Here is a 26,302-nt window from a genome sequence, read left to right as displayed (position 1 = left end):
ACACTGATCATGACGATGCAAGAGAACCTCCCCCGCTCCGGCCGGCCGCCTGCGCGCCGCACCCTGCTGCACGCCGGCTCGGCGCTGCTGGTCAGCCTGCTGGCGGGCACCGTGCACGCGGGCAGCCGAGAGGCCGCGCCCCCGCCGCTGCTCGAGGTCTGGAAAGACCCGGACTGCGGCTGCTGCAACGACTGGATCCGCCATGTCGAGGCCAGCGGGCTGCGCACCCGCGTGCATGACACCGGCAATCTCCAGGCGCGCGACCGGCTCGGCATGCCGCGCCGCCTCGGCTCCTGCCACACCGCCCAGGTCGGCGGCTATGTGATCGAGGGCCATGTGCCGGCCCGCGAAATCCACCGCCTGCTGCGCGAGCGCCCGAAGGCGCTCGGGCTGACCGTGCCGGGCATGCCGATCGGCTCGCCCGGCATGGACGGCCCGGAATACGGCGGCCGCCGCCAGCCCTACGAGGTGCTGCTGGTCGCCGCGGACGGCAGCACGCGTGTCTACCAGCCCTACCCCTGAACCGTTGAATCTCTCGAAGTCTCGAAGGAGCCCCTGATGAACATCCAGACGATCCCCCTGTCCCGCCGCCTGGCGGCTCTCGGCCTGACGGCCGCCGCCCTGCTGCTGGGCCCGGCCGCACACGCCCAGAGCACCGACGCCGAAGTCATGAAGATCGACAAGGCCCAGCAGAAGATCACGCTCCGGCACGGCGAGATCAAGAACCTCGACATGCCCCCGATGACGATGGTCTTCCGCGCCCAGGATCCCGCGATGCTCGACGCCGTCAAGGTCGGCGACAAGGTGAAGTTCGATGCGGACAAGGTGGGCGGGCAGTACACGGTGACGAAGCTGGCGCCAGCGAAATGAACCGCCTGCGCTTGCACCGCCGTCACCCCAAGGTCCACAGCGCCGGCAACCCCGCCAGCCCCCGGAACACCCCCGACAGCGCCCCGCGGCGCACCAGCGCGCTGGCCCGCTCGATGTCCGGCGCGAGGTAGCGGTCGGTCGGCATCGCCGGGCATTCGGTGCGCAGCAGCGCATGTGCCCGCTCCAGCGCAGGCGAGCTGGTCAGCGGGCGCAGGAACTCGATGCCCTGTGCCGACGCCAGCCACTCGATGCCGAGGATGGTGGCCACGTTGGCGATCATCGGCTGCAGCCGGCGTGCGGCGAAGGTGGCCATCGAGACATGGTCCTCCTGGTTGGCGGAGGTCGGCAGGCTGTCCACGCTGGCCGGGTGGGCGAGCGACTTGTTCTCGCTGGCGACGGACGCCGCCGTGACGTGGGCAATCATGAAACCGCTGTTCAGGCCGGCGTTGGCGGTGAGGAAGGGCGGCAGGCGCGAGACGCTGGCGTCGATCAGCATCGCGATGCGGCGCTCGGCGATGGCGCCCACCTCGGCGATCGCGACCGCCATCGCGTCTGCGGCGAGTGCCACCGGCTCGGCGTGGAAGTTGCCGCCCGACACCATCGCGCCGTCCTCGGCGAAGACGAGCGGGTTGTCGGTGACGGCATTGGCCTCGCGCACCAGCACGAGCGCGGCGTGGCGCAACTGGTCGAGGCAGGCGCCGACCACCTGCGGCTGGCAGCGCAGGCAGTACGGATCCTGCACCCGGTCGTCGCCCTCGGTGTGCGAGGCGCGGATCGCGCTGCCGGCCAGCAAGGCGCGGTAGTACTGCGCCACGTCGATCTGGCCCGGCTGGCCGCGCAGCGCGTGGATGCGCGGGTCGAACGGGCCGTCGCTGCCGCGCGCGGCGTCCACCGTCAGCGCGCCGATCACCAGCGCCGACTCCAGCACCGGCTCGAAGCTCAGGAAAGCGTGCAGCGCCAGCGCGGTCGAGGTCTGCGTGCCGTTGATCAGCGCGAGGCCTTCCTTCGCGGCGAGCTGCAGCGGCGCGATGCCGTGGGCGGCGAGCAGCGGCGCGGCGGGGACACGCTGGCCGTCGTGCAGCATCTCGCCCTCGCCCAGCAGCGCCAGCGTCATGTGCGACAGCGGCGCCAGATCCCCCGAGGCGCCGACCGAGCCCTGGCTCGGTACATACGGCACCAGCCCGGCGTTGTGGACCGCCAGCAGCGTGTCGATCACCACCGGGCGCACGCCGGAAAACCCGCGCGCCAGACTCGCCGCCTTCAGCGCCAGCATCAGCCGCACCACCTCCGGCTGCAGCGGCGCGCCGACGCCGACCGAGTGCGAGCGGATCAGGTTGAGCTGCAGCGTCGCGAGGTCGTCGGCGCTGATGCGCTGGTTGGCGAGCTTGCCGAAACCGGTGTTGACGCCGTAGACGGGCGCGTCACCGGCCGCCGCCGCCTGCACCACCGCCGCGCTGGCGAGGATGGCGGGCTGGGCGTCCGGGTGGAGTTCGAGGCGGGTCGGGGCGGCGTGGATCGCGTGCAGGTGCTCCAGCGTCAGCGCGCCGGGGACCAGGGTCAGGGTCGTGGTCATGGGGTTTCGGTCTTTCTCGGTCTCACTCAGTCTTTGAGCATCGGCAGGTTCAGGCCCTGCTCGCGGGCGCACTGGCGGGCGATCTCGTAACCCGCATCGGCGTGGCGCATCACGCCGGTCGCCGGGTCGTTCCACAGCACGCGCTCGATGCGCCTGGCCGCCGCGTCCGTGCCGTCGCAGACGATCACCACGCCGCTGTGCTGCGAATAGCCCATGCCCACGCCGCCGCCGTGGTGCAGGCTGACCCAGGTCGCGCCGCCCGCGGTGTTGAGCAGCGCGTTGAGCAGCGGCCAGTCGGACACCGCGTCCGAGCCGTCCTGCATGCTCTCGGTCTCGCGGTTCGGGCTGGCGACGCTGCCGCTGTCGAGGTGGTCGCGGCCGATGACGATCGGCGCCTTCAGCTCGCCGCTCTTCACCATCTCGTTGAACGCCAGCCCCGCCCGGTGCCGCTCGCCCAGGCCGATCCAGCAGATGCGCGCCGGCAGGCCCTGGAAGGCGATGCGCTCGCCGGCCATGTCGAGCCAGCGGTGCAGGTGGGCGTCCTCGGGGAACAGCTCCTTCATCTTGGCGTCGGTCTTGCGGATGTCCTCCGGATCGCCCGAGAGCGCCACCCAGCGGAACGGCCCCTTGCCGCGGCAGAACAGCGGCCGGATGTAGGCCGGCACGAAGCCGGGAAAGTCGAAGGCGTTCGCCACGCCCTGGTCGAACGCAACCTGGCGGATGTTGTTGCCGTAGTCCACCGTCGGCACGCCCATCGCCTGGAAGTCGAGCATCGCCTGCACATGCACCGCGCAGCCCTTCGCCGCCGCGTCGCGCAAGGCCGCGTGCTGCGTGTCGTCGGCCTGTGCAGCGCGCCACTGCGCCACCGTCCAGCCCGGCGGCAGGTAGCCGTTGACCAGGTCATGCGCCGAGGTCTGGTCGGTCACCAGGTCCGGCCGCATCCCGCCCGCCTGGGCGCGGCGCACCAGCTCCGGCAGCAGCTCCGCCGCATTGCCCAGCAGCCCGACCGACACCGCGCGCCCGGCGGCGGTGTGGCGGGCAATGCGGGCGAGTGCGTCGTCGAGGTCATCGGCCTGCTCGTCGAGGTAGCGCGAGCGCAGGCGGAAGTCGATGCGGCTCTGCTGGCACTCGATGTTGAGCGAGCACGCGCCCGCGAAGGTGGCGGCCAGCGGCTGCGCGCCGCCCATGCCGCCCAGCCCGGCGGTCAGGATCCAGCGCCCGGTCAGGTCACCACCGAAATGCTGGCGCCCCGCTTCGACGAAGGTCTCGTAGGTGCCCTGCACGATGCCCTGGCTGCCGATGTAGATCCACGAGCCGGCGGTCATCTGGCCGTACATCATCAGGCCCTTGCGGTCGAGTGCGTGGAAGTGCTCCCAGGTCGCCCACTTCGGCACCAGGTTCGAGTTGGCCAGCAGCACGCGCGGCGCATCGGCGTGGGTGCGGAACACGCCGACCGGCTTGCCGGACTGGATCAGCAGCGTCTCGTCCTCCTTCAGTTCGCGCAGGCTCTGCAGGATCTGCTCGAAGCAGTCCCAGTCGCGTGCCGCCTTGCCGATGCCGCCGTAGACGACCAGCGTGTCGGGGTGTTCGGCCACGGCGGGGTCGAGGTTGTTCTGCAACATGCGGTAGGCCGCCTCGGTCAGCCAGTTGCGGCAGTGCAGCGTGGTGCCGGTCGGGGCGTGGACCGGGCGGGCCTGGGCCGCGGTGCGGGGAATGGACAGGTCGGTCATGTCGGGCTCCTGAGGATCGCGGGATCTGGAATGCCCCGCACTCTACTTGTCTAGACAAGCTCATGCAAGTAGCATCACGCCCATGTCCACGCCGTCCGCCCCCAAGCCGCCATCGTCGTCGCCCGCCGCGCTGGCCCCCTATGCCCGCGTCAAGCAGCACCTCAAGGAGCGCCTCACCGCCGGCGAGTGGCCGCCGGGCGCGCAACTGCCGTCCGAGGCCGAGCTGGTCGCGCAGTTCGGCATCAGCCGCATGACCGCCAACCGCGCGCTGCGCGAGCTGCAGGCCGACGGGCTGGTGGAGCGGGTGCAGGGCGTGGGCACCTTCGCCGCGCAGCTGCACCGCGTCTCGGCCACGCTGACGCTGCGCGACCTGCACGAGGAGATCGCCGAGCGCGGCCACCGCCACAGCGCCGAGGTCCATCTGCAGCGCACCGAGCCGGCCAGCGCCGAACTCGCCGCCGAGTGGGGCCTCGCGCCGGGCGCGCCGGTGTTCCGGACGCTGATCGTGCATTTCGAGAACGGCGTGGCGCTGCAGTGCGAGGACCGGCTGGTGAACCCGGCCTGCGCGCCCGACTACCTCGCGCAGGACTTCACCCGCACCACGCCGACGCACCACCTGTTCCAGGCGACGACGCTCTGGCGGGCGCAGTACGCGATCGTCGCCGCGCAGCCGACCGCGCAGGAGGCCAAGCTGCTCGGCATCGCGCGCACCGACGCCTGCCTGATCGTCAACCGCCGCACCTTCAGCCGCGAGGCGCCGATCACCACCGCCCGGCTGGTCCACCCTGGCCACCGCTTTCAGCTCGACGGGCAGTTCATGCCATGACGCGGCACCGCATCGCCCTCGACACGGTGCCGCGCCAGCCCTGGCGCAACGGCGGTGGCAGCACACGCGAGCTGCTGGCCTGGCCCGACGCGACGGACTGGCAGGTGCGGGTCAGCGTGGCCGACATCGCGGCGGACGGGCCGTTTTCGGCATTCCCGGGCGTGCAGCGGGCGTTTGCCGTGCTGACCGGCGCGGGGGTGCGGCTGCAGCACGGCGACGCGGCGGTCACGCTGGACACGCGGAGCGCGCCGCACCACTTCGAGGGCGGCCAGCCTCCGGACTGTCGATTGACGGACGGCGTCACGACGGACCTGAACCTGATGGTGGCCGGGTCGATCGGCTCTGCGCACATGCGCCGGGTGGCGGCAGACGACGGCGGGCTGCCGGCCGGACCGCGCTGGCGCGGCGTGTTCGTCGCCGAAGGCACGGCCCTGCTGCGCTGTGGCACCGAGCCGGTGGTCACGCTGCCGGCCGGCACGCTGCTGTGGAGCGACGACGACCCGCACGACTGGCAGATCTGGCAGATCTGCCGGATCGACCCCTCGCACACGACGACTCCCCCGCGCGCCTTCTGGCTCGCCACCGCACCATGAACACACCCCAGCCCCGCAGCACACGCACCCTCTGGCGCGGCGCCGCCCTCGCCACGATGACCCCTGACCGGCCCTGGGGCTGGATCGACGACGGCGCCGTGCTGGCCGAGGGTGAACACATCACCTGGGTCGGCCCGGCCAGCGCCCTGCCCGCCGGGCTCGCGCCGGACGGCGAACACGACCTCGGCGGCGGTGTGCTCACGCCCGGCCTGATCGACGCGCACACCCACCTCGTCTACGGCGGCCACCGCGCCCGCGAGTTCGAGCTGCGGCTGCAGGGCGCGAGCTACGAGCAGATCGCCCGCGCCGGCGGCGGCATCCGCTCGACCGTGGCCGCCACGCGCACCGCGTCCGACGACACGCTGCGCCACCGTGCCGTGCAACGCGCCAGTGCCCTGCTCGCCGAGGGCGTGACCGCGCTGGAGATCAAGTCCGGCTACGGCCTGAGTGACGTGGACGAGGCCCGCTGCCTGCGCATCGCCCGCGAGGTCGGCGCCGCCACCGGCCAGACCGTGCGCACCACCGCGCTGGCCGCCCACGCGCTGCCACCCGAATTCGAAGGCCGCCCGGACGACTACATCGATGCCGTCTGCCAGTGGCTGCCGGGCTGGCACGCGCAGGGGCTGGTCGACGCGGTGGACGGTTTCTGCGAGTCGATCGCCTTCACACCCGCGCAGATCGAGCGCGTGTTCACCACCGCCCGCGCGCTCGGCCTGCCCGTCAAGCTGCACGCCGAGCAGCTCAGCGACAGCGGCGGCGCGGCGCTGGCGGCCGGCTTCGGCGCGCTGAGCTGTGACCACCTCGAATACCTGTCGGACGCCGGCATCCAGGCGATGGCGGCGGCGGGCACGGTGGCGGTGCTGCTGCCGGGCGCGTTCTACTTCCTGCGCGAGACGCGGGTGCCGCCGGTGGACGCGCTGCGGGCCGCGGGCGTGCCGATCGCCATCGCCACCGACCACAACCCGGGGTCGTCGCCGACGCTGTCGCCGCTGCTGATGCTGAACATGGCCTGCACGCTGCTGCGGCTGACGCCCGAAGAGGCGTTGGCCGGCATGACCCGCCACGCCGCCACCGCGCTCGGCCTCGGCGCCCGCCACGGCCAGTTGACGCCCGGGCGCCGCGCCGACCTCGTGCACTGGGCGGTCGACCATCCGAACGAACTCGCCTACGCCTTCGGGCAGCGGCCCGGCTGCCGTGTCTGGCTGGGCGGACAGCCCGCGGCCGATCTTCACACTGCCTGAGCCCCGCACCGTGAACACCACCGACACCTTCACCCTGCTGCCCGGCCGCACGCCGCTGCTGGTCAGCCTGCCGCACATCGGCACCTTCATTCCGGAAGCGCTGCGCCCGGCCTACACCGAGCGCGCGCTGGCCGTCGAGGACACCGACTGGCACCTGGACGCGCTCTACGACTTCGCGCGCGAGATGGGCGCGGGGCTGCTGATGCCGCGCTGCTCGCGCTACGTGATCGACCTGAACCGCCCGCCGGAGAACACGCCGATGTACCCCGGCGCGAACAACACCGAGCTGTGCCCGACGCGCTTTTTCACGGGTGCGCCGATCTACCGCGACGGCAACGCGCCGGACGCGGCCGAGATCGACCGACGCCGAGCCGCGTACTGGCAGCCGTACCACGACGCGCTGTCCGCCGAACTCGCGCGGCTGCGGGCGACGCACGGCCACGCGGTGCTGTTCGACGGCCACAGCATCCGGGCCGAGCTGCCCTGGCTGTTCGAGGGCCGGCTGCCCGACCTGAACCTCGGCACCGCCAGCGGCACGAGCTGCGCGCCGTCGCTGCGGGCGGCGCTGTCGGACGTGCTGGCGGAGCAATCGGCGTTCAGCCAGGTGGTCGACGGCCGCTTCAAGGGCGGCTACATCACGCGCCACTATGGCCAGCCCGCCGCGCAGGTCCACGCCGTGCAGCTCGAAATGGGCTGGCACTGCTACATGGACGACACCCCGGGCGCCCCGCCGGCCCTCGACCCGGCCCGCGCAGCCCGGGTGCAGCCGGTGCTGCGCGCGCTGCTGCAGACGCTGCGCGACTGGACGCCGGGAGCCGCCGAATGAGCGCCATCGCGAACCACGCCCACCGCGCCGGCCGCTGGTGGGCGCCGCACGCCTGGCTCGACGGCCGCTGGCAGGACGACGTGCTGCTGGTCAGCGACAGCGGCGGGCGCTGGGCGACCGTGCAGGCGGGCGTGCCGCGTCCGCCGGATGCGCAGACGCTGGCCGGACCGGTGCTGCCAGGACTGGTGAACGCGCACAGCCACGCCTTCCAGCGCGCCTTCGCCGGCCTGTCGGAGCGGCGCGAGCACGCGGGCGACGACTTCTGGAGCTGGCGCGACCGCATGTACCGCGTGGCCGGCGCCGTGACCCCGGACGACGTGCAGGCCATCGCCGCGCACCTCTACCGCGAGCTGCTGGCCGGCGGCTACACCCACGTCTGCGAGTTCCACTACCTGCAGCACCAGCCCGACGGCACGCCGCACGCCGACCCGCTCGCGATGAGCCACGCGCTGAAGGCCGCCGCCGAGGACGCGGGCATCGGCCTGACGCTGCTGCCGGTGCTCTACGAGCGCGCCGGCTTCGCGCAGCCCGCGCTGCGCGAGGACCAGCGCCGCTTCCACCTCGACGCGGACGGCGTCTGGCGCGCCCATCAGGCGCTGGCCGCGCAGTCGCATGCCACGTTCAACGCCGGAGTCGCGGTGCATTCGCTGCGGGCGGCCGCCCCCGCGTCGATCCACCGGCTGGCGCACCTCGCGCGCGGCATGGACGGCCCGGTCCACCTCCACGTCGCCGAACAGACCGCCGAGGTCGAGGACTGCCTGACCGCCACCGGCCGGCGCCCGATCGAGTGGCTGGCGGCCGAGGGGCTGCTCGACCCGCGCTGGCAGCTGGTCCACGCGACCCACACGGTCCCCGCCGAGATCGACGCGGTCGCGCGGGCGGGCAGCGCCGCCGTGATCTGCCCGAGCACCGAGGCGAACCTCGGCGACGGGCTGGCGGACCTGCCCGGCTGGCTGGACGCAGGCGTCGGCCTGGCGATCGGCTCAGACAGCCATGTCACGCGGTGCTGGCCGGAGGAGCTGCGCTGGATGGAATACGGTCAGCGGCTGCTCCACCGAAAGCGCAATGTGGCCGCCGCACCGGACCGGGGCCAGCCCGCCACCGCCGCCCGGCTGTGGCAGCTCGCGCTGGACGCGGGCGGGCGGGCAGCCGGTCAGGCGGCGTGGGGCTTGCGCGTCGGAGCGCGGGCGGACCTGCTGGTGATCGACACGGCGGACGCCGCGCTGGTCGGCGTGCCGGGCGATCACCGGCTGGACGCGCTGGTGTTCAGCAGCCCGGGGCGGCCGTGGCGTGACGTGATGGTCGCCGGGCGCTGGGTGGGTGCGGCGGACACCGCCGGGCGCTTCGCCGAGGTGATGCAGCGGCTGTGGTCTTCGCCGTCAGGCGGATCAGGCGGGCACGACCGCGTCCGCTGACACAGGGGCGCTGCGCACGACGTGTGGCACCACGGACAGGGTGCCGCCGCCGATCGGGACCGATTCGACCTGATGCCCGCCCGCAGCCACGTCCTGCACGTCGATCACGACCGCACAGTCCCGCCCCGACTGCTTGGCCCGGTACAGGCCCCAGTCCGCCACCATGACGGCATCCGCCCAGGCGTGGGCACCCGTCCCCGTCCGCAGCGGAAACGCCACCAGGCCGATCGACGAGGTCACCACGATCGGCCCGGCCGAAGTCATGACCGGCTCGCTGTCCAGGCATCCGAGCAGCCGCTGCGCCAGCCGGTCCAGTCCCCCGTCGCCCACCTCGCCGACACACAGCAGGAACTCCTCGCCGCCCCAGCGCGCGAACAAGTCCTGCTTGCGGACCATCTGACCGATACGCCGCACCACTTCGACCAGCACCTCGTCGCCCACGCCGTGGCCGTGGCAGTCGTTGATGCGCTTGAAGTGGTCGATGTCGAACAGCGCCAGCGCCGCGCCGGACACCTCGGCGACCTCGTGGATGTGCTCCTGCACGTGTCGGCGGTTGAACGCACCGGTCAGCGGGTCGCGGCGACTCTGCTCGTCGAGCTTCTCGTGGGCGCCACGCAGTTCGGCCTCGTGCCGTTCCTCGCGGACGACCAGCGCGTCGTAGGCGCGGATGATGTCGCCGAGTTCGTCGTTGCCACGGCTGGGTTCGACGCGCACCCGCTCGACGCCGTTGGCCGCCCGCGTGATCGCCCGGTGCAAGCGGTCGAGCCGCCGACTGACCAGCAGCCGAAACCCGAACCCGGCCGACAGCAGCGTGATGACAAAGGCCACCGACACGATGCCCGCCAGCATCAGCGTGCGGCGGCGGGCCTGTTGGTCCACCCCCGCGGTGCTGTAGCCGACGAAGAGCGTGGCGGCCTCGTCCTCGCCGACGGCCAGGTCAATCGAGGCGGTCGGCTGCTGCGCGGTGCAACCGATCACCACCGGGTAGGACGCGCGCCGCACCTGCGCCGCATCGCGCAATTCGGCGCACAGCACCGCCACCTCGCTGGCGAACGCACCCATCAGGTCGTCGGCCAGCCGGGGCTGCCGGATGGCGTCGTGGCGGGACAGGGCCAGGGCGATGCGCCCGGCCTGGGTGCCGACACGGGCGGCCAGGTCGTCGGTGTCGTCGCGCGCTTCGAGGTGACGCGCCACGCCGATGCCCGCCGACGCCAGCACCACGAACGCAGGCACCAGCAACAGCAGGAACTTCCTGAACAGGGTCAGGCGCATCGGTCAGTCAGGCGCATCCATGCGCTTACAGGCGCTGCACCTTGCCCTTGTCCATCAGCGCCATCAGCGGCGCTCGGTTGGCCACCTCGGTGCGGAACACGATGTGGCCGTTGCCGCGGGCGGCGGTGTAGAAGTCCATTTCGATCGGCTTGCCCGCGCTGTCGCGGAACTCGGAGCACAGCACGTAGTGCGAACCGAAGGTCATGATCATCGGGTGCGCGGTCGTCGGGTAGAGCTTGCGCACCTCGCCGGTGGGCAGGTCCAGCCACAGGAAGGCGCCATCGACCAGCAGGCGGTCGACGTGCGTCTGCAGAAAGCTCTGCAGCTTCACGCGCACGGTGGCGTTCGGGTCAGCGGCCAACGCGGGAAGCGCGCCGGCCAGCAGAGCGCCGCCGAGGCCGGCGGCAGCGGTGCGTCGAGACATCATGTGGGGCATCCAGAAATCGATCGTCTTTCGATATCGACCAATCGGCCCACGACATGAAGACCTCACCCGCCGTAGCGGCTTTCCAGATGCGCCCGGAAATGCGCCGGGTTCAGCGTCTCGCCGCTGGCGCGCCGGGTGAGTTCGGGCGTCGTCCAGCGTGCGCCCTGGCGCCAGACATGATCGTGCAGCCAGTCGAAGACCGGCGCGAGGTCGCCCGCCGCGATGCGCGCGTCCAGGTCGGGCGTCTGGCGGCGCATCGTCGCGAACCACTGCGCCGCATACATCGCGCCCAGCGTGTAGCAGGGAAAGTAGCCGAACAGGCCCGAGGGCCAGTGCACGTCCTGCATCGGGCCGTCGCGGAAGTCGCCGCGGGTATCGCGGCCCAGCCAGAGCATCATCTTCTCGTCCCACAGCGCCGGGATGTCGTCGATGTCGATCGCGCCCTCGATCAGCGCGCGCTCGATCTCGAAGCGCAGGATGACATGCGCCGGATAGGTCACCTCGTCGGCATCGACCCGGATCAGGCCGGGCTCGACGCGCGTGACCATGCGCGCCAGGTTCTCGGCCTCGAAGGCCGGCTGCGCGCCGAAATGCTCGACCAGCAGCGGCACCAGCTGCGCGACGAAGCCGGGATGGGCGCCGAGCTGCATCTCGAAGGACAGGCTCTGGCTCTCGTGCAGGCCGTAGGAGCGCGCACGCGCCAGCGGCTGGCCCAGCCACTCGCGCGGCAGGTTCTGTTCGTAGCGGGCATGGCCGGTCTCGTGGACCGTGCCCATCAGGCTCTGCATCAGGTCGTCGAGACGGTAGCGGGTGGTCAGCCGCACATCCTCGGGCACGCCACCCGAGAAGGGATGCGTGCTCTCGTCGAGCCGGCCGCCCTCGAAGTCGAAGTCGAGGCGGCGCATCACCGCCTGGCTGATCGCCTTCTGCTGCGGCAGCGGGAAAGGGCCGACCGGCCGGATCACCGGCGGCTCGGCCTGCTGGCGCTCGCGCACCTGGCGGATCAGGCCCGGCAGCCAGGCGCGCAGATCGCCGAAGACGCGCTCGACCTCAGCACCGGTCATGCCCGGCTCGAAGCGGTCGAGCAGCGCGTCGTAGGGCGCGAGACCGGTGGCCTCGGCCAGATGCATCGCCTCCTCGCGGGCGACCTGCACCACCGGACGGAAGTTCTCGACGAAGCCGGCCCAGTCGTTGGCCGGACGCTGCGTGCGCCAGGCATGCTCGCAGCGCGCGGTGGCCAGCGCGCGGCGCTCGACCAGCGCGGAGGGCAGCGCGTTGGCGGCGAGCCAGTCGCGGCGCATCTCGCGCAGGTTGGCGCGCTGGTCGTCAGAGAGCGGCTCGTCCTCGGCGCGCGCCAGCAGATCGCGCAGCGCCGGGTCGGTGCGCTGGGCATGCATCAGCGTCTCGAGCTCGGCCATCGCGGCCGCGCGGGCCTCGTTGCCCTTCGGGGGCATGTTGGCGGCCTGGTCCCAGCCGGCGATCGCGCCGAGATGCTCGAGACGGTACAGGCGCTGGAAACGCGCCTCGAGATCGGCATAGGCCGGCGCACCGGCGGGATGGATGGAACGGCTCATCGGTCTTTTTCCCTGCAGATGGAACATCGGACACGGCGGCCCGAATTGACGGACATCATCCTGCCACTGCCGCCATGGTACCTGAGCGATTTTTCCACTTCCATCCGCGACCTCACACCTCGGCTGCGGGCAGATCGATGGTGAACACCGCGCCGCGGGCGGCATCCTGCCCCTCGGGCCGGTTGGCGGCACGCAGCTCGCCGCCGTAGCGCTCGAGCAGGCCGCGGCTGATCCACAGGCCCAGGCCGTTGCCGTCGCGCCGGGTGGTGAAGAAGGGCTGGAACAGCGTCGCGCGCACCGCCTCGCTCAGGCCGGGGCCGGAGTCGCTCACCTCCAGCAGCACCCGGCCGGCCTCGTGGCGCACCGCGATGTCCAGCTCGCGCGCCGGTCCGGTCTCGCCCTGCTCCTGCATCGCCTGGGTGGCGTTGACGATCAGGTTGATCAGCACCTGCTGCAGCTCCTGGCGGTTGATCATGACCGGCGGGGTCGCGCCGGGCGACGCACGCAGCACCAGCCTCACCTGCGCCCGCTCGAGCAGATGGCGCACCAGCACCAGGCTGGCCTGCAGCACCTCGGCCGGATCGAGCGCCTCGGCATAGCCGGCGTACTCGTTCGGCCGGGCCTGCTGCAGCAGCTGCGCGACGATCAGGCGCATGCGCTCGACCTGGCCGTCGATCAGCCGGATCTCGTCGCGGGCAGGCGCGGCGGCCTCGCCCAGCGTCATCTGCAGCAGGTCGAGATTGCCCTGGATGACCGCGATCGGATTGTTGATCTCGTGCGCGATGCTGGCCGCGAGCTGGCCGATCGTGGCCAGGCGCTCGCTGCGCACCAGCTGCTGCTGCGCGGCCTGCAGCGCCGCGGTGCGCTCGGCCACCTTGGCATCAAGCTCCTCGCCCCAGCGCTGCAGCGCGCGGGTCTTGTCATCGACCGTGTCGAGCAGATGGTCGAGCGTGGCGCCGAGCCGGTCGATCTCGCCGTCGGCCTGCAGCGGCCCGACCCGCGCCGCCTGGCCGGACTCGACCCGCTGCATCGTCTCGGTCATGCGCTCGAGCGGGCGGAAGATGCGCGCGGCCGAGCGCAGCGACCACCAGGCCGCCAGCAGCATCACCACGAAGAACAGCAGCCCGATGCCGGCCAGCACCGCGTACTTGACCACCACGAAGGGCCGCTCGAGAAAGCCGACATACAGCATGCCGACCCGCCGGCCGCTGGCATCCGCCAGCGGCAGATAGCCCGAGACATACCAGTCCTTGACGACGAAGGCGCGCCCCAGCCAGGTCTCGCCGCGCCCGAGCACCGCCTCGCGCACCGCCGCCGACACCCGGGTGCCGACCGCACGCTCGGCCTGCGGGTCGCCGAACAGCCGCACATTGGTGCTGATGCGCACGTCGTCGAGGAAGAGCGTCGCGGTGCCCTGGCTGCCGAAGGCCAGCGCGCCGTCCGGATAGACGATCCGGTTGATGTGGTCGATGACGCCCAGATTGCGGTTGAGCAGCACGCCGCCCTGCAGCCAGCCGATCGTGGCACCGGCGGCGTTCTCGATGCGCGCCTGCGCGATCAGCACCAGGCCGCGCGATTCGGTGACCCGGTCGCTCGGGACCGCACCGTCGGAGTCGACCAGGCGGATGTGCGCACGCTCGGCCAGGCCTGGCGCCAGCGCCTCGAGCTGCGCCGCGTCCATCACCGCCACCACCGCCTCGGCAGCGGCGGCGCCCGAGGCGGCACCGGCCGCGGCCACCTCCTCGGGCGCCTGCGGCGGCAGCATGCGCAGGAAATCGAGCCGGTGCCGGACCTGCTCGCGCGCCAGCAGCGCGGCCAGCGCCGTCTCGCGCTCGGCCGGCGGCGCCAGCGCCAGCGTGCGCACCAGCTGATGCGAGCTGGCCACCGCCTGCGTGCCGCTGCCGACTTCCGCCTGCACCCGGTCGAAATAGCCCTGCGCGACCGCCAGGTCGGCGCGCACCCGGCCCGAGAGCAGCAGGTCGATGGCCTGGTTGCCCCACAGCAGCAGGATCAGCCCGAGCAGCGGCAGCACGCCCAGCAGCGGCACCAGCGTCAGCGCCAGCAGCCGGGTGCGGATCGAGCCGGCGCCGGCCGCGCGCACGGCCGTCACTGCGCCTCGGCGGCCCATTCGGCGACGCGCCGCTCCAGCGTGCGCCGCGAGATGCCCAGCAGCTGCGCCGCCCGGCCCTTGTCGCCCTGCACCGAGGCCAGCACGCCCAGGATGTGGCGCCGCTCCAGCGTCTGCAGGTCGGTCGGCCCGCCGGCGGCGCCCGGCGCATGCACCTCGGCCGGCTCCGGGCCCGAGGCGGCCGGCGCCGGATAGAGCGCGGTCACGTTGATGCGCCCGAGGATCAGCGAGCGCTCGACGAAGTTGCGCAGCTCGCGCACATTGCCGGGCCAGTCGTACTGCTGCAGATAGCGCAGCTCGTCGGCATCGAGCCGCAGCGGCGCGGCGCCGAGCTGCGGCGCCAGCAGCGCGACGAAATGCTCGAACAGCAGGCCGAGATCGCCGCGGTGCTCGCGCAGCGGCGGCAGCGCGATCTCCACCACCTGCAGCCGGTAGTACAGATCCTTGCGGAAGCGCCCGGCGGCGACCTCGGCGGCCAGGTCGCGCTCGCTGGCGGCCACCAGCCGCACATCGACCGGAATCTTCTGCCGGCTGCCGGCCGGGCGCATCTGGCGCTCCTCGATCACCCGCAGCAGGCTGGCCTGCACCGGCAGCGGCAGCTCGGAAATCTCGTCGAGAAAGAGCGTGCCGCCCTGGGCGTAGTGGAAGAGACCGTCGCGGGCCTGGTCGGCGCCGGGAACGGCATCGGCGAAGGCGCCGGGCGCATGGCCGAACAGCTCGCTCTCGAGCGCCTCGGCCGACAGGCCGGTGCAGTGCAGCCGCACGAAGGGCGCGCCGGACCGGGCGCTGCCGCGGTGCAGGGTCTGCGCGGCCAGCTCCTTGCCGGTGCCGGACTCGCCGCGCAGCAGCACCGGAGCATTGACCGGCGCGACCCGCGCCAGCGCATCGATCAGCGCACGCATCGCCGGCGAGCGGCCGACGAACTCGGGCAGCTCGCGCGGCTGCTGGGCCAGGCGGTGGCGCAGCAGCCAGTTCTCGCGCGCCAGCTGCGAGCGGTTCATGCCCTGCTGGACCGCGTTGAGGATCTGCGCGACCCGGAAGGGCTTGAGCAGGAAGTCGGAGGCGCCGGCCCGCAGCGCCTCGATCGCGGTGTCGAGATCGGCGAACGCGGTGATCAGGATCACCTCGCCGGCATGACCCTGCGCGCGCAGCTCGCGCAGCCAGGCCAGGCCGCTCAGGCCCGGCAGCGTGATGTCCAGGATGACCAGGTCATAGCGGTGCGCGGCCACCAGGTCGCGCCCGGCCTCGGCGCTGTCGACCGCATCGACCCGGCCGAAGCGCGGCGCCAGCGCACGCGACAGGAAATGGCGCATGCCCTGCTCGTCATCGACGATCAGCACCGCCGCATGGGGCCAGGCCGGTTCGGCAGCAGGGGACAGGAGGTCGGCGGAATCGGACATGGGCGGCAGACAGCAGGCAGCGCGTGGGCCGCCGCACTGTAGCGCAGGCCGGCGACCGGATCAGCCGGCAACGACCCGCACCGGCGCGCGCTGCGGCTCCGGCTCGGAGTCGAAGCGATCGAAGCCGGTGTAGCAGAGGAAATGCCGGTTGGCGGCGCGGCCGAACAGCGTCATGCCCAGCCGCGCGGCCAGGTCGTGGCCCATCTGGGTCACGCCGTTGCGCGAGACGATGATCGGCACGCCCATGTGCGCCGACTTCATCACCATCTCGCTGGTCAGCCGGCCGGTGGTGTAGAAGACCTTGTCGCCGCCGTCGATGCCGTGCAGCGCCATCCAGCCGGAAATGGTGTCGATCGCGTTGTGGCGGCCGACATCCTCGACGAACATCAGCCGCTCGCGGCCGTCGGCCGAGAACAGCGCGCAGCCGTGCACCGAGCCGGCGCGGCGGTGGATGCTGTCGGTCTGGCGCATCGTCTCGAGCATCGCCACCAGCGCGCCCTGGCGGATGCGGGCGTGCTCGGGCGAGGGCAGCCGGATGCCGTCGACCTGCGCCATCAGGTCGCCGAAGACGGTGCCCTGGCCGCAGCCGGTGGTCACCACCCGGCGGCCGGTGCGCGCGTCCAGATCGGCGATGCCGGCGCGGGTGCGCACCGCCGCCGCGCCGACCTCCCAGTCGACGGTGATCGACTCGATCTCGTCGGGCGAGGCGATCAGGCGCTGGTTGCGCAGCCAGCCCAGCACCAGCAGCTCGGGCATCGCGCCCAGCGTCATCAGCGTGACCAGCTCGCGGCGGTCGACGAAGACGGTCAGCGCCTGCTCGGCCGGAATCGCGATCGTGCGGCGCACGCCGTATTCGTCCATCACCTCGATCTCGCGCAGCAGCGGCAGCCGCGCGTCGGTCATGCGCGGCGCGACCGGAACCGGGGCCGCAGGAGCGGCCGGCAGCCCCCCGGCGGGATCAGGCAGCGCGTGCGGCAGGGCGGGCATGGCAGCGGGCTCCGGACAGCGAACGATGCGGGATCAGGGCTTGCTGGCCGCGGCGGCCGGAGCAGCAGGAGCAGCCACCGCCGCCACCGGCACGGCCGGCGCCGAGGCGGCTGCCGCCGGCGCGGGCACGAAGGCGCCCGGATCGGTGCAGGGCGGCGTCTCGGTGGCCGGGCGGACCTCCTTGCCGGCGCTCCGGGCGCGGGCGCGGTAGTCGGCGGCGACCTTGTCCATCGCCAGGCAGAGCTTGTAGGCGGCGACCTTGTCGCCGTGCGCGCCGCGGGCCTTGGTCTCCTCGGCCTTGGCCTTGGCCTCCTCGGACAGCGGCGGCAGCTTGGCCAGGGCCGGCGCGGCCAGCACCGAGAGCATCAGCGGCAGGGCAGCCAGGGAGACCGCGAGGGAAACCGCGGAGGAAGGGGTGCGCTTCATGCGGAGGGACTCGTCTGAGGTGAGCGGGGAGCGGCGGAGCTGGCGACCGGCTTCGAGCGCACGGCCGGGATCTTGCCCGCCTTGATGTCGTCGTACCAGAGCTCGTGGTGCTCGCGCGCCCAGCCCTCGTCGACATAGCCGGTCTTCATCGCGGCATAGGCGCCCTTCATGCCGATGGTGCCCATGTAGATGTGGCCGAGCAGGACCGCCATCATCAGGATCGCGGCGACCGCATGGACCATGTGCGCGACCTGCATCTCGCTGCGCAGCTCGCCCCAGCCGGGCACCAGGTGGTCGAGCACCAGGCCGGAGGCCACGACCACCACGCCCGGCACCGTCACGCCCCACCAGAACATGCCCTTCTCGCCGGCATTGAAGCGGTGCGAGGGCACCTCCTGGTCGCCGAACATGCCGCCGGCCTTCGACAGCCAGACGAAGTCGGCGCGGTTGGCGATGTTGTCGCGCACGAAGACCAGGATCACCACCAGCAGCGACACCGCGAACAGCGGGCCGGCGAAGTTGTGGACATTCTTCAGCACGAAGGTCAGCGCCCCGAAGACCGTGTGCCCGACCAGCGGCAGCAGGAAGAACTTGCCGAAGGCCATCACGATGCCCGACAGCGCCAGCGCGACGAAGGCGGCGGCATTGACCCAGTGCGCCGCACGCTCCAGCGGGGTGAAGCGCTCGATCATGCGGCCGGTGTCGGGCTGGTGGCCGCCCAGCGCGCCCTTGCGCCAGTAGAACAGGCCGATGGCCAGACTGACGATCAGCAGCAGCGAGCCGCCATAGGGCAGGATCCACTGGTTGCGCACCTGGCGCCAGGCCTCGCCGGCGGTGGTCAGGCGCGAACCGGGGTACTGCACCTGCGACTGGATCAGCACGCCCTTCTCGGCGCCGGGCAGCGAGCTGTAGCCGGCCTGCTGGCCGGAGTCGCGCACGCCACGCCAGAACGGCGCGTTGTTGCCGGGCTGGGCGCGGGCGCGCTCGGCCTGGGTGTCGTCCGGGCGCGGTGCGGGAGCGGCATCGGCTGCGGCCGATGCCGCAGCGGCGGGTGCAGCCGGCTCGGCGGCCAGCGCGGCCGGCTGCGCCAGCAGCGCCGCGGCCGCCAGCAGCAGGGAGGAAATCAGGCGGGACATGGCGGGGCTCCTCGCGGCGTCGGCCTCAGGGCTGGCTGGCGGCCGAGGCGGCAGCCGCCGCCACCGGTGCGGCAGCCAGCGCCGGCAGGGACGCGTTGCCGGCCGCGCCGGGCCCGGACACGCCGGTGCGGGCGTATTCGTTCTGGCGCTGGCCGCGCTGGCGGATCTGCTCCTGCCAGGCGCTCTGGTCGCCGCCCTGCCAGCCACTGGCGCCAAAGCCGCCCGGCTTGCCGCTCCAGGGAGAGGCGTCAGGGCCCTTGACCTGCAGCTCCTGGGCACGCTCGCCGCAGCCGCCCAGCAGCAGGCCCAGACCGGCCAGCAGCACCGCGCCCAGCGCACGACGCGCAGCGGGATGGCGATGCGCGCTCACGACTTCACCTCCGCCTTGGGCTGGCCGTAGGCGGTGCCCCAGCCCCAGACCTCGCTGCCCTTGCCGCGCTGGATCACGCGGGTGCGGAAGATGTCGGCCACCACGTCGCCGTCGCCGCCCAGCAGCGCCTTGGTCGAGCACATCTCGGCGCAGGCGGGCAGCTTGCCCTCGCTCAGGCGGTTGCGGCCGTACTTCTCGTTCTCGGCGGCCGAGCCGTTCTCCTCGGGGCCGCCGGCGCAGAAGGTGCACTTGTCCATCTTGCCGCGCAGGCCGAAGGTGCCGTTGCTCGGGAACTGCGGCGCACCGAACGGGCAGGCATAGCTGCAGTAGCCGCAGCCGATGCAGACATCCTTGTCGTGCAGCACCACGCCCTCGTCGGTGCGGTAGAAGCAGTCGACCGGACAGACCGCCATGCACGGCGCGTCCGAGCAGTGCATGCAGGCCACCGAGATCGACTTCTCGCCCGGCAGGCCGTCGTTGAGGGTGACGACGCGGCGGCGGTTCACGCCCCAGGGCACGTCATGCTCGGCCTTGCAGGCGGTGACGCAGCCGTTGCACTCGATGCAGCGCTCCGAGTCGCAGATGAATTTCATTCGGGCCATGGGTGCTCCTCAGGCTGCCTTCTCGATCTGGCAGACCGTCGTCTTGGTTTCCTGCATCATCGTGACGCTGTCGTAGCCGTAGGTGGTGGCGGTGTTGATCGCCTCGCCGCGCACCACCGGCATCGCGCCCTCGGGGTAGTAGGGCGCCATGTCGATGCCGCCCCAGCGGCCCGAGAAGTGGAAGGGCAGCCAGACGGTGTCGGCATCCACCCGCTCGGTCACCAGCGCCTTGACGCGCAGGCCCTTGAAGTCGGGCAGCGCCGCCATCGGCGGGGTCTTCACCCAGACCCAGTCGCCGTTGCGGATGCCGCGGTCGTTGGCCGCCTTCGGGTTGATCTCGACGAACATCTCCTGCTGCAGCTCGGCCAGCCAGGGGTTGGAGCGGGTTTCCTCGCCGCCGCCCTCGTACTCGACCAGACGGCCGCTGGACATGATCAGCGGGAAGCTCTTGCCCACGTCGCGGTTCTTCTCCTGCACCGACCTGTAGAGCGTGGGCAGGCGCCAGAAGGCCTTCTTGTCGTCGTGCGTCGGGTACTTGTCGATCAGGTCCGGACGGGTCGAGAACAGCGGCTCGCGGTGCTGCGGAATCGGATCGGGGAAGTTCCAGACCACCGCACGGGCCCGGGCATTGCCGAAGGGGTGGCAGCCGTGCACCTTCATCGCGACGCGGATGATGCCGCCCGACGGATCGGTCTTCCAGTTCTTGCCTTCGGCCGCGGCCTTCTCGGTCTCGGTCAGGTCATCCCACCAGCCGAGCTTCTTCAGCAGCAGGTGATCGAACTCGGGGTAGCCGGTGGTGAGATCAGCGCCCAGCGAATGCGAGCCGTCGGCGGCCAGCAGCGACTGGCCGTCACGCTCGACGCCGAAGTTGGCGCGGAAGTTGCCGCCGCCGTCCATCACATGCTTGCTGGTGTCGTAGAGGTTGGGCGAGCCGGGGTGCTTCATCTCCGGCGTGCCGAAGCACGGCCAGGGCAGGCCGAAATAGTCGCCGTCCAGCGAATAGCCGCTTTCCTTGTCGATGCCGCCCTTGGCCTTGAGCGTGCGCACGTCGAAGACATGCATGTTGCGCATGTGCGCCTTCAGCCGCTCCGGGCTGTGGCCGGTGTAGCCGATGGTCCAGACCGAGCGGTTGATCTCGCGCAGGATGGACTCGGTCTCGGGCTCGAGCATGCCGCCCTTGCCCGGCACCATCTTGTAGTTCTGCACCAGCTCCTTGCCGAAGCCGAGCTTGTCGGCGAGCTGCGCCATGATCATGTGATCGGTGCGCGACTCCCACAGCGGCTCGATGACCTTCTCGCGCCACTGAACCGAGCGGTTCGACGCGGTGCACGAGCCCGAGGTCTCGAACTGCGTGCACGCCGGCAGCAGATAGACCGCGCGGTTCGGGTTCAGGTCGTCCTTGCTCATCGGCGGCATCGCCGCCATCGCCGCGGTGGCGCTCGGGAAGGGATCGATGACGACCAGCAGGTCCAGCCTGTCCATCGCCTTCTTCATCTCGAGACCGCGGGTCTGCGAGTTCGGCGCATGGCCCCAGAAGATCAGGCCGCGCAGATTGCTGTCCTGATCGATCAGCTCGTTCTTCTCGAGCACGCCGTCGATCCAGCGCGAGACCGTCATGCCGGACTTGGTCATCATGCCCGGCGCGTACTGCTTCTTGATCCACTCGAAGTCGACGCCCCAGACCTTGGCGAAGTGCTTCCACGCGCCCTCGGCCAGGCCGTAGTAGCCCGGCAGCGAGTCGGGGTTGGGGCCGACGTCGGTGGCGCCCTGCACATTGTCGTGGCCGCGGAAGATGTTGGTGCCACCGCCCGACTTGCCGACATTGCCCAGCGCCAGCTGCAGCAGGCACGACGCCCGCACGATCGCGTTGCCGATGGTGTGCTGCGTCTGGCCCATGCACCAGACGATGGTGCCGGGGCGGTTCTCGGCCAGGATCTTCGCGACCTTGTAGGTGGTGGCCTCGTCGACGCCGCAGGCCTCCTGCACCTTGTCCGGCGTCCACTTGGTCAGCACCTCCTCGCGGACCTTGTCCATGCCCCAGACACGGTCCTCCAGGTATTTCTTGTCTTCCCAGCCGTTCTTGAAGATGTGGTGCATCACCCCGAACAGGAAGGGAATGTCCGAGCCCGAGCGGATGCGCACGTACTCGTCCGCCTTGGCCGCGGTGCGGGTGAAGCGCGGATCGACCACGATCATCTTGCAGCCGCGCTCCTTGGCGTGGAGCATGTGCAGCATCGACACCGGGTGCGCTTCCGCCGCGTTCGACCCGATGTAGATCGCCGCACGGGCGTTCTGCATGTCGTTGTACGAGTTCGTCATCGCGCCGTAGCCCCAGGTGTTGGCGACGCCGGCGACGGTGGTCGAGTGGCAGATGCGGGCCTGGTGGTCGGTGTTGTTCGAACCCCAGAAGCTGATCCACTTGCGCAGCAGGTAGGCCTGCTCGTTGTTGTGCTTGCTCGAGCCCACGACGAACAGCGAGTCCGGGCCGCTCTGCTTCTTCAGCTCGAGCAGGCGCGCGCTGATCTCGCCGAGCGCCTGGTCCCAGGAGATGCGCTGGTACTTGCCGTCGACCAGCTTCATCGGGTATTTGAGGCGGTACTCGCCGTGGCCGTGCTCGCGCAGCGCCGCGCCCTTGGCGCAGTGCGCGCCCATGTTGATCGGCGAGTCGAACACCGGCTCCTGGCGCACCCAGACGCCGTTCTCGACCACCGCATCGACCGCGCAGCCCACCGAGCAGTGGCCGCAGACGGTGCGCCGGACCTCGACCTTGCCGGTGCCGGTCAGCGCGGTGCGCGCCGACTCGGAGGCGTCGGCGCGCTTGACCAGCGTCAGCTGCGAGGCGGCCAGGCCGGCGCCCACGCCCAGGCCGGAGCGGCGCAGGAAGCTGCGGCGGTCCAGCGTCGGAATCGCACGCTGCAGACCGCGGGCCAGGCTGGAGACGAGAGAAGAAGGGGCGGCGCCGGCCGCGGGGGCGGCAGTCGGCGTCGAACGGCGGGTCAGCAGCATGTCGATGTCTCCGGGATCCTCAGACTCAGGCTCGGCCGCTCAGACGCGGGCAGTGCGGTAGTAGCGCTGCACATGCTCCGACAGCTGGTAGCCGCCGCCGCTCGAGGGCGCCGGTGCGGCGGGCTCGGCCGGTGCGGCCACCGGGCGGGACGTGCCCGGCAGCACCGCCGCCACGGCGGCCAGCGCGCCAGCGGTGCCGGCAGCGGCGAAGACTCGGCGGCGGGTCGGCGCGGGGCGGTCGGAAGGGCTCATCACGGAACTCCGGACAGGTCGGATGGAAGGGGGAAAAAGGGATTCAGGCAGGTCGATGCCGGCGCGATCAGGGATTGGCCGAGCCTGCGAGCGAAGGATTGAACCGTATTGGGCGGAGCCTATGCAAGCGCGGCAATAAGGGTTGTCACGCAGCGCGTGCCAGGGCAATCGCGACAGTTTGTCGCTGGTGTCGCGACAAACTGTCGCGCCAGTTTGCTGCAGCCCGCCAGGCCTCTGGGATTTTCCTGCCGAAACCGGTTGCGCAGAATGTCGCCCCGCCGCTGGCAATTCGTCGCAGGGCGGCATCCGAGGGCACGAAAAAACATCGGGGCCCGCTGTCGTCGAATCGATACAAACCCTTGATCCGCAGCAAGACCGGGTGGCCGGCGCTAGACTGCCCGCCTTTGCCGACCCTCCGCCATGACCCAGCCCACCGATGACAGCCCGCCCGCGCCGCCCGAGATCCGGGTCGCGGTGGTGATCGAACGCCTCGCGCGTCCCAGCGTCTGGGAGGAATGGAGATTCTCGCTGGCCGAGGTGCTGATCGACGAAGGCCAGTGGGGAAACCAGCCGCGCTGCCTGCGCGACGACGGCCAGCGCGCGAGTTTCCTGTACCCGGGTTTCCCGGTGCGCCTGCACCGCGACGAGGGCGAGGGTTATTACCTGAACCTGAGTTCGGGCGCGCCGGTCTGGTTCGTGATGTGGCGCATCGATGACGAGAATGCGTCGCAGGCGGCGCCGGAAACCGTCACGCTGTCCTACAACGAGGCCGGGCGGCTGCTCGACGCGCAGGAGCGGGTCGACAACCTGCCGCTGCCCGAGACCGTGCGCGCCTGGCTGCAGGCCTGGACCGACGCCAACTACCGGCCCGAGCCGAAGAAGCGCCGCCGGCCGGCCTCCTTCGTCGATCCGGCGCGGCGCGGGCCCGGCGGCGACACGCCGGGGTGCGCATGAGCACCGGCGAAGGCTTCTTCTCGCGCTGGTCGCAGCGCAAGGTGCAGGTGCGCCAGGGCGAGGCGCCGCCCGAGCCGGTCCACGCGGCCGTGCCCGCGCCGGCATCTGCGCAGCCGCCCGCTCCGGCGACCGCCGCGTCCGTCCCGGCCCCGGCCGAACCCGCGCTGCCACCGCCGACACTCGACGAGGTCGCGCGCCTGCCCGAAGGCGCGGAGGTCGCGCGCTTCGTCGCCCGCGGCGTCGATCCGTCGGTGAAGAACGCCGCGCTGAAGAAGCTCTTCGCCGATCCGCATTTCAATGTGATGGACGGTCTGGACATCTACATCGACGACTACGGCCGGCCCGACCCGCTGCCGGCGGCGATGCTGCGCCAGATGGCGCAGTCGCGCTTCCTGGGCCTGTTCGACGAGGACAGGCCCGCCACCGCCCCCGAATCCCTTGCCGACGCCACGCCCGGCGCCCTGCCCGATGAAGACCCTGATCTGCGACTGCAACCGAACGATGCCGCTGGACACGGCGACGATCGCCCGAGCGCTGGCGACGACCCCGGGCGCCCGCTCCGAGGGCCTGGAGACGACGCACAGCCTGCTGTGCCGGCGTGAGGCGCCGGCCTTCCAGCGCGCGGCCAAGGCGGTCGGCCCGGGCGACCGGCTGATCGTCGCCTGCACGCAGGAGGCGCGGCTGTTCACCGAGCTGAACGACGCCACCGCCGGTGCCACGCCGGTGGCCGAGCGGCCGATCCGCTTCGTCAATCTGCGCGAGACCGGCGGCTGGTCGCTTGAGGCGAAGGCGGCCACGCCGAAGATGGCGGCGCTGATCGCGGCGGCGCAATTGCCCGATCCGGCGCCGGTGCCGGGCGTGGGCTACCGCTCGGCCGGGCGCTGCCTGGTGGTGGGCGATGCCGACGGCGCGCAGCGCGCCGGCGCGCTGCTGGCCGACCGGCTCGAGGTCACGCTGCTGATCGACGGCGCGGCGGGCACGGGCATGGGCTCCGGCGCGCTGGCGCAGCGCCGCGACCTGCCGCTGTTCGCCGGCCGGCTGAGCCGGGTGACCGGCTGGCTCGGTGCCTTCGAGGTGCAGTGGTCGTCCGCCAACCCGATCGACCTCGATCTCTGCACCCGCTGCAACGCCTGCCTGGACGCCTGCCCCGAGGGCGCGATCGACTTCAGCTACCAGATCGACCTGTCGCGCTGCGGCGGCCACCGCGACTGCGTGCGCGTCTGCGACGCGGCGGCGGCGATCGACTTCGAGCGCGCGCCGCTGCACACCGACGAGCGCTTCGACCTGATCCTCGACCTGCGCGCCACGCCCGCCTTCAGCCAGCACCAGCCGCCGCAGGGCTACTTCCATGTGCCGCCGGGCAGCCGGCAGGCCGCCGCGCTGGGCGAGGCGGTGCTGAAGCTGCGCGAGCTGGTGGGTGAATTCGACAAGCCGAAGTTCTTCCGCTACGAGCAGCGCCTGTGCGCGCACAGCCGCAACGAGCAAATCGGCTGCAGCGCCTGCATCGACGTGTGCTCCACGAGCGCGATCCGCAGCGACGCCTCGCGCAAGGGCAAGGCGAAGACCGAAGCGGCCGGCGGCATCGTCGTCGAGCCGCATCTGTGCGCCGGCTGCGGCGCCTGCACCACCGTCTGCCCGAGCGGCGCGCTGTCCTTCGCCTATCCCGGCCCGGTCGATCAGGGCCGGCGGCTGCAGCGCCTGCTGGCGACCTATGCCAAGGCCGGCGGCCGCGATGCGATGCTGCTGTTCCACAGCGAAGGCGCGGGCGCGACGCTGATCGACGAGCTGGGCCGCGCCGCGCGGGTCGACCGCGACATCCAGGGCGTGCAGGCACGCGTGATCCCGCTGGCGCTGTGGCACACCGCCAGCGTCGGCATCGACCTGTGGCTGGCCGCGATCGCGCAGGGCGCCAGCCAGGTCCGCGTGCTGCTGACCGCCGAGGAGGCGCCCGAATACCGCGACGCGCTGGCCGCGCAGATGGCGCAGGCGCAGGCCATCCTGCACGGCCTGGGCTATGCCGGCGAGCACTTCGGCCTGATCGAGGCGCGCGACGCCCGCGACCTGGCCGCGCTGGACGCGGCGCTGCGGGTGGCGCCGGCGCAGGGCGTGGCGCAACCGACCGCCGTGATCGCGCAGGCCGACAAGCGCGCCACGCTCGACGTGATGCTCGACCACCTGCTCGCCCAGGCGCCGCACCGCGCCGAGCGCGCGGCGGCGCAGGCCGAGCCGATCGCGCTGCCGGCGGCGGGCAGCGCCTTCGGTGCGGTGGTGGTCGATGCCGACAAGTGCACGCTGTGCCTGAGCTGCGTCGGCGCCTGCCCGGAGAACGCGCTGGGCGACAACCCCGAGAAGCCGCAGCTGCGCTTCACCGAGCGCGCCTGCGTGCAGTGCGGCCTGTGCGCCACCACCTGCCCGGAGCAGGCGATCACGCTGGTGCCGCGCCTGTGGCTGGCCGACGAGGGCCGCGCGCGGCGCCAGCCCCGCGTGCTGCACGAGGTCGAACCCTACCGCTGCATCCGCTGCAGCAAGCCCTTCGGCACGCTGAAGGCCATCGAGACGATGATCGGCAAGCTCGCCGGCCACCCGGCCTTCCAGGGTGCCGGCGCCGAGCGGCTGAAGATGTGCGGCGACTGCCGCGTCATCGACCTGCACAGCCGGACCGACGAGGTCCGCATCACCGATCTGCCCCGCTGA

General features: G+C 71.9%; 24 protein-coding genes. 10 read left to right on the top strand and 14 right to left on the bottom strand.

From position 1 onward, the window contains the following. Positions 1–15 precede the first annotated feature (15 nt). Both NFT33_RS13645 and NFT33_RS13640 read left to right on the top strand, forming a co-directional pair. A complete protein-coding gene (locus NFT33_RS13645) occupies positions 16–522 on the top strand; it encodes a DUF411 domain-containing protein (protein WP_376744165.1) in 507 nt (168 codons plus the stop codon). A gap of 36 nt (positions 523–558) precedes the next feature. After that, a complete protein-coding gene (locus NFT33_RS13640) occupies positions 559–870 on the top strand; it encodes a copper-binding protein (RefSeq protein ID WP_251676120.1) in 312 nt (103 codons plus the stop codon). Between the two features lie 22 nt (positions 871–892). On the opposite strand, the gene hutH is transcribed toward NFT33_RS13640, so the two are convergent. Together hutH and hutU are read right to left on the bottom strand one after the other, a co-directional pair. Further along, positions 893–2,443 (bottom strand): histidine ammonia-lyase, encoded by a 1,551-nt coding sequence (gene hutH, locus NFT33_RS13635; protein WP_251676118.1) that lies wholly within the window; start codon positions 2,441–2,443, stop codon positions 893–895. A gap of 26 nt (positions 2,444–2,469) precedes the next feature. Further along, positions 2,470–4,173, bottom strand: coding sequence for a urocanate hydratase (hutU, locus tag NFT33_RS13630; RefSeq protein WP_251676114.1), 1,704 nt, complete (start codon positions 4,171–4,173; stop codon positions 2,470–2,472). Positions 4,174–4,255: 82 nt separating this feature from the next. Between hutU and hutC the strand changes: the two genes are divergently transcribed. The 5 genes from hutC to hutF are packed head-to-tail and all read left to right on the top strand — an operon-like array spanning position 4,256 to position 9,074. Beyond that, entirely contained in the window at positions 4,256–4,999 is a 744-nt protein-coding gene (gene hutC, locus NFT33_RS13625) for a histidine utilization repressor (protein WP_251676110.1), read from the top strand. Further along, complete coding sequence (locus NFT33_RS13620; RefSeq protein ID WP_251676108.1) at positions 4,996–5,592, top strand: HutD/Ves family protein; 597 nt, start codon at positions 4,996–4,998, stop codon at positions 5,590–5,592. Before hutC ends, NFT33_RS13620 begins: the two co-directional genes overlap by 4 nt. Further along, positions 5,589–6,833 (top strand): imidazolonepropionase, encoded by a 1,245-nt coding sequence (hutI, locus tag NFT33_RS13615; RefSeq protein ID WP_251676106.1) that lies wholly within the window; start codon positions 5,589–5,591, stop codon positions 6,831–6,833. The genes NFT33_RS13620 and hutI overlap by 4 nt, the downstream gene beginning before the upstream one ends. 10 nt (positions 6,834–6,843) lie before the next feature. Beyond that, positions 6,844–7,659, top strand: a complete 816-nt coding sequence (gene hutG / locus NFT33_RS13610) for an N-formylglutamate deformylase (RefSeq protein ID WP_251676103.1) — start codon at positions 6,844–6,846, stop codon at positions 7,657–7,659. Beyond that, entirely contained in the window at positions 7,656–9,074 is a 1,419-nt protein-coding gene (gene hutF, locus NFT33_RS13605) for a formimidoylglutamate deiminase (protein WP_251676102.1), read from the top strand. Before hutG ends, hutF begins: the two co-directional genes overlap by 4 nt. On the opposite strand, the gene NFT33_RS13600 is transcribed toward hutF, so the two are convergent. The 12 genes from NFT33_RS13600 to NFT33_RS13545 form a co-directional block, all read right to left on the bottom strand. Then, positions 9,048–10,346, bottom strand: coding sequence for a GGDEF domain-containing protein (locus NFT33_RS13600; RefSeq protein WP_251676099.1), 1,299 nt, complete (start codon positions 10,344–10,346; stop codon positions 9,048–9,050). The two genes, hutF and NFT33_RS13600, sit on opposite strands and share 27 nt — an antisense overlap. Before the next feature lie 25 nt (positions 10,347–10,371). Beyond that, positions 10,372–10,770 (bottom strand): hypothetical protein, encoded by a 399-nt coding sequence (locus NFT33_RS13595; protein WP_251676097.1) that lies wholly within the window; start codon positions 10,768–10,770, stop codon positions 10,372–10,374. A gap of 65 nt (positions 10,771–10,835) precedes the next feature. Then, positions 10,836–12,347 carry a carboxypeptidase M32 gene (locus NFT33_RS13590; RefSeq protein WP_251676096.1) on the bottom strand — a complete coding sequence of 504 codons (1,512 nt, stop codon included), beginning with the start codon at positions 12,345–12,347 and terminating at the stop codon, positions 10,836–10,838. A gap of 112 nt (positions 12,348–12,459) precedes the next feature. After that, a complete protein-coding gene (locus tag NFT33_RS13585) occupies positions 12,460–14,457 on the bottom strand; it encodes a sensor histidine kinase (protein WP_251676093.1) in 1,998 nt (665 codons plus the stop codon). Next, positions 14,454–15,875, bottom strand: coding sequence for a sigma-54-dependent transcriptional regulator (locus NFT33_RS13580; RefSeq protein ID WP_251676090.1), 1,422 nt, complete (start codon positions 15,873–15,875; stop codon positions 14,454–14,456). Before NFT33_RS13580 ends, NFT33_RS13585 begins: the two co-directional genes overlap by 4 nt. Before the next feature lie 60 nt (positions 15,876–15,935). Then, positions 15,936–16,778, bottom strand: coding sequence for a formate dehydrogenase accessory sulfurtransferase FdhD (locus tag NFT33_RS13575; RefSeq protein ID WP_251676254.1), 843 nt, complete (start codon positions 16,776–16,778; stop codon positions 15,936–15,938). Positions 16,779–16,895: 117 nt separating this feature from the next. Then, positions 16,896–17,288, bottom strand: coding sequence for a hypothetical protein (locus NFT33_RS13570; RefSeq protein WP_246607160.1), 393 nt, complete (start codon positions 17,286–17,288; stop codon positions 16,896–16,898). Continuing rightward, positions 17,285–18,424 carry a formate dehydrogenase subunit gamma gene (locus NFT33_RS13565; RefSeq protein ID WP_251676087.1) on the bottom strand — a complete coding sequence of 380 codons (1,140 nt, stop codon included), beginning with the start codon at positions 18,422–18,424 and terminating at the stop codon, positions 17,285–17,287. Before NFT33_RS13565 ends, NFT33_RS13570 begins: the two co-directional genes overlap by 4 nt. A gap of 25 nt (positions 18,425–18,449) precedes the next feature. Continuing rightward, complete coding sequence (locus NFT33_RS13560) at positions 18,450–18,794, bottom strand: hypothetical protein (RefSeq protein ID WP_251676085.1); 345 nt, start codon at positions 18,792–18,794, stop codon at positions 18,450–18,452. Continuing rightward, positions 18,791–19,396, bottom strand: a complete 606-nt coding sequence (gene fdh3B / locus NFT33_RS13555; RefSeq protein WP_037480250.1) for a formate dehydrogenase FDH3 subunit beta — start codon at positions 19,394–19,396, stop codon at positions 18,791–18,793. Before fdh3B ends, NFT33_RS13560 begins: the two co-directional genes overlap by 4 nt. A 9-nt stretch (positions 19,397–19,405) precedes the next feature. Further along, positions 19,406–22,402 carry a formate dehydrogenase subunit alpha gene (locus NFT33_RS13550; RefSeq protein WP_251676084.1) on the bottom strand — a complete coding sequence of 999 codons (2,997 nt, stop codon included), beginning with the start codon at positions 22,400–22,402 and terminating at the stop codon, positions 19,406–19,408. Positions 22,403–22,441: 39 nt separating this feature from the next. Next, positions 22,442–22,654, bottom strand: a complete 213-nt coding sequence (locus NFT33_RS13545; RefSeq protein ID WP_251676081.1) for a formate dehydrogenase — start codon at positions 22,652–22,654, stop codon at positions 22,442–22,444. A 420-nt stretch (positions 22,655–23,074) separates the two neighbouring features. Here NFT33_RS13545 and NFT33_RS13540 point away from each other — a divergent pair, with 420 nt between their 5' ends. The 3 genes from NFT33_RS13540 to NFT33_RS19335 are packed head-to-tail and all read left to right on the top strand — an operon-like array spanning position 23,075 to position 26,302. Next, positions 23,075–23,608 (top strand): DUF3305 domain-containing protein, encoded by a 534-nt coding sequence (locus NFT33_RS13540; protein ID WP_251676079.1) that lies wholly within the window; start codon positions 23,075–23,077, stop codon positions 23,606–23,608. Continuing rightward, positions 23,605–24,210 (top strand): DUF3306 domain-containing protein, encoded by a 606-nt coding sequence (locus NFT33_RS13535; RefSeq protein ID WP_251676077.1) that lies wholly within the window; start codon positions 23,605–23,607, stop codon positions 24,208–24,210. Before NFT33_RS13540 ends, NFT33_RS13535 begins: the two co-directional genes overlap by 4 nt. Further along, positions 24,110–26,302 (top strand): 4Fe-4S dicluster domain-containing protein, encoded by a 2,193-nt coding sequence (locus tag NFT33_RS19335; protein ID WP_376744164.1) that lies wholly within the window; start codon positions 24,110–24,112, stop codon positions 26,300–26,302. Before NFT33_RS13535 ends, NFT33_RS19335 begins: the two co-directional genes overlap by 101 nt.

This window comes from Sphaerotilus sp. FB-3 (assembly GCF_023706025.1).
Classification (GTDB): Bacteria; Pseudomonadota; Gammaproteobacteria; order Burkholderiales; family Burkholderiaceae_C; genus Sphaerotilus; species Sphaerotilus sulfidivorans.
This window is presented reverse-complemented; position numbering and strand designations above follow the sequence as displayed.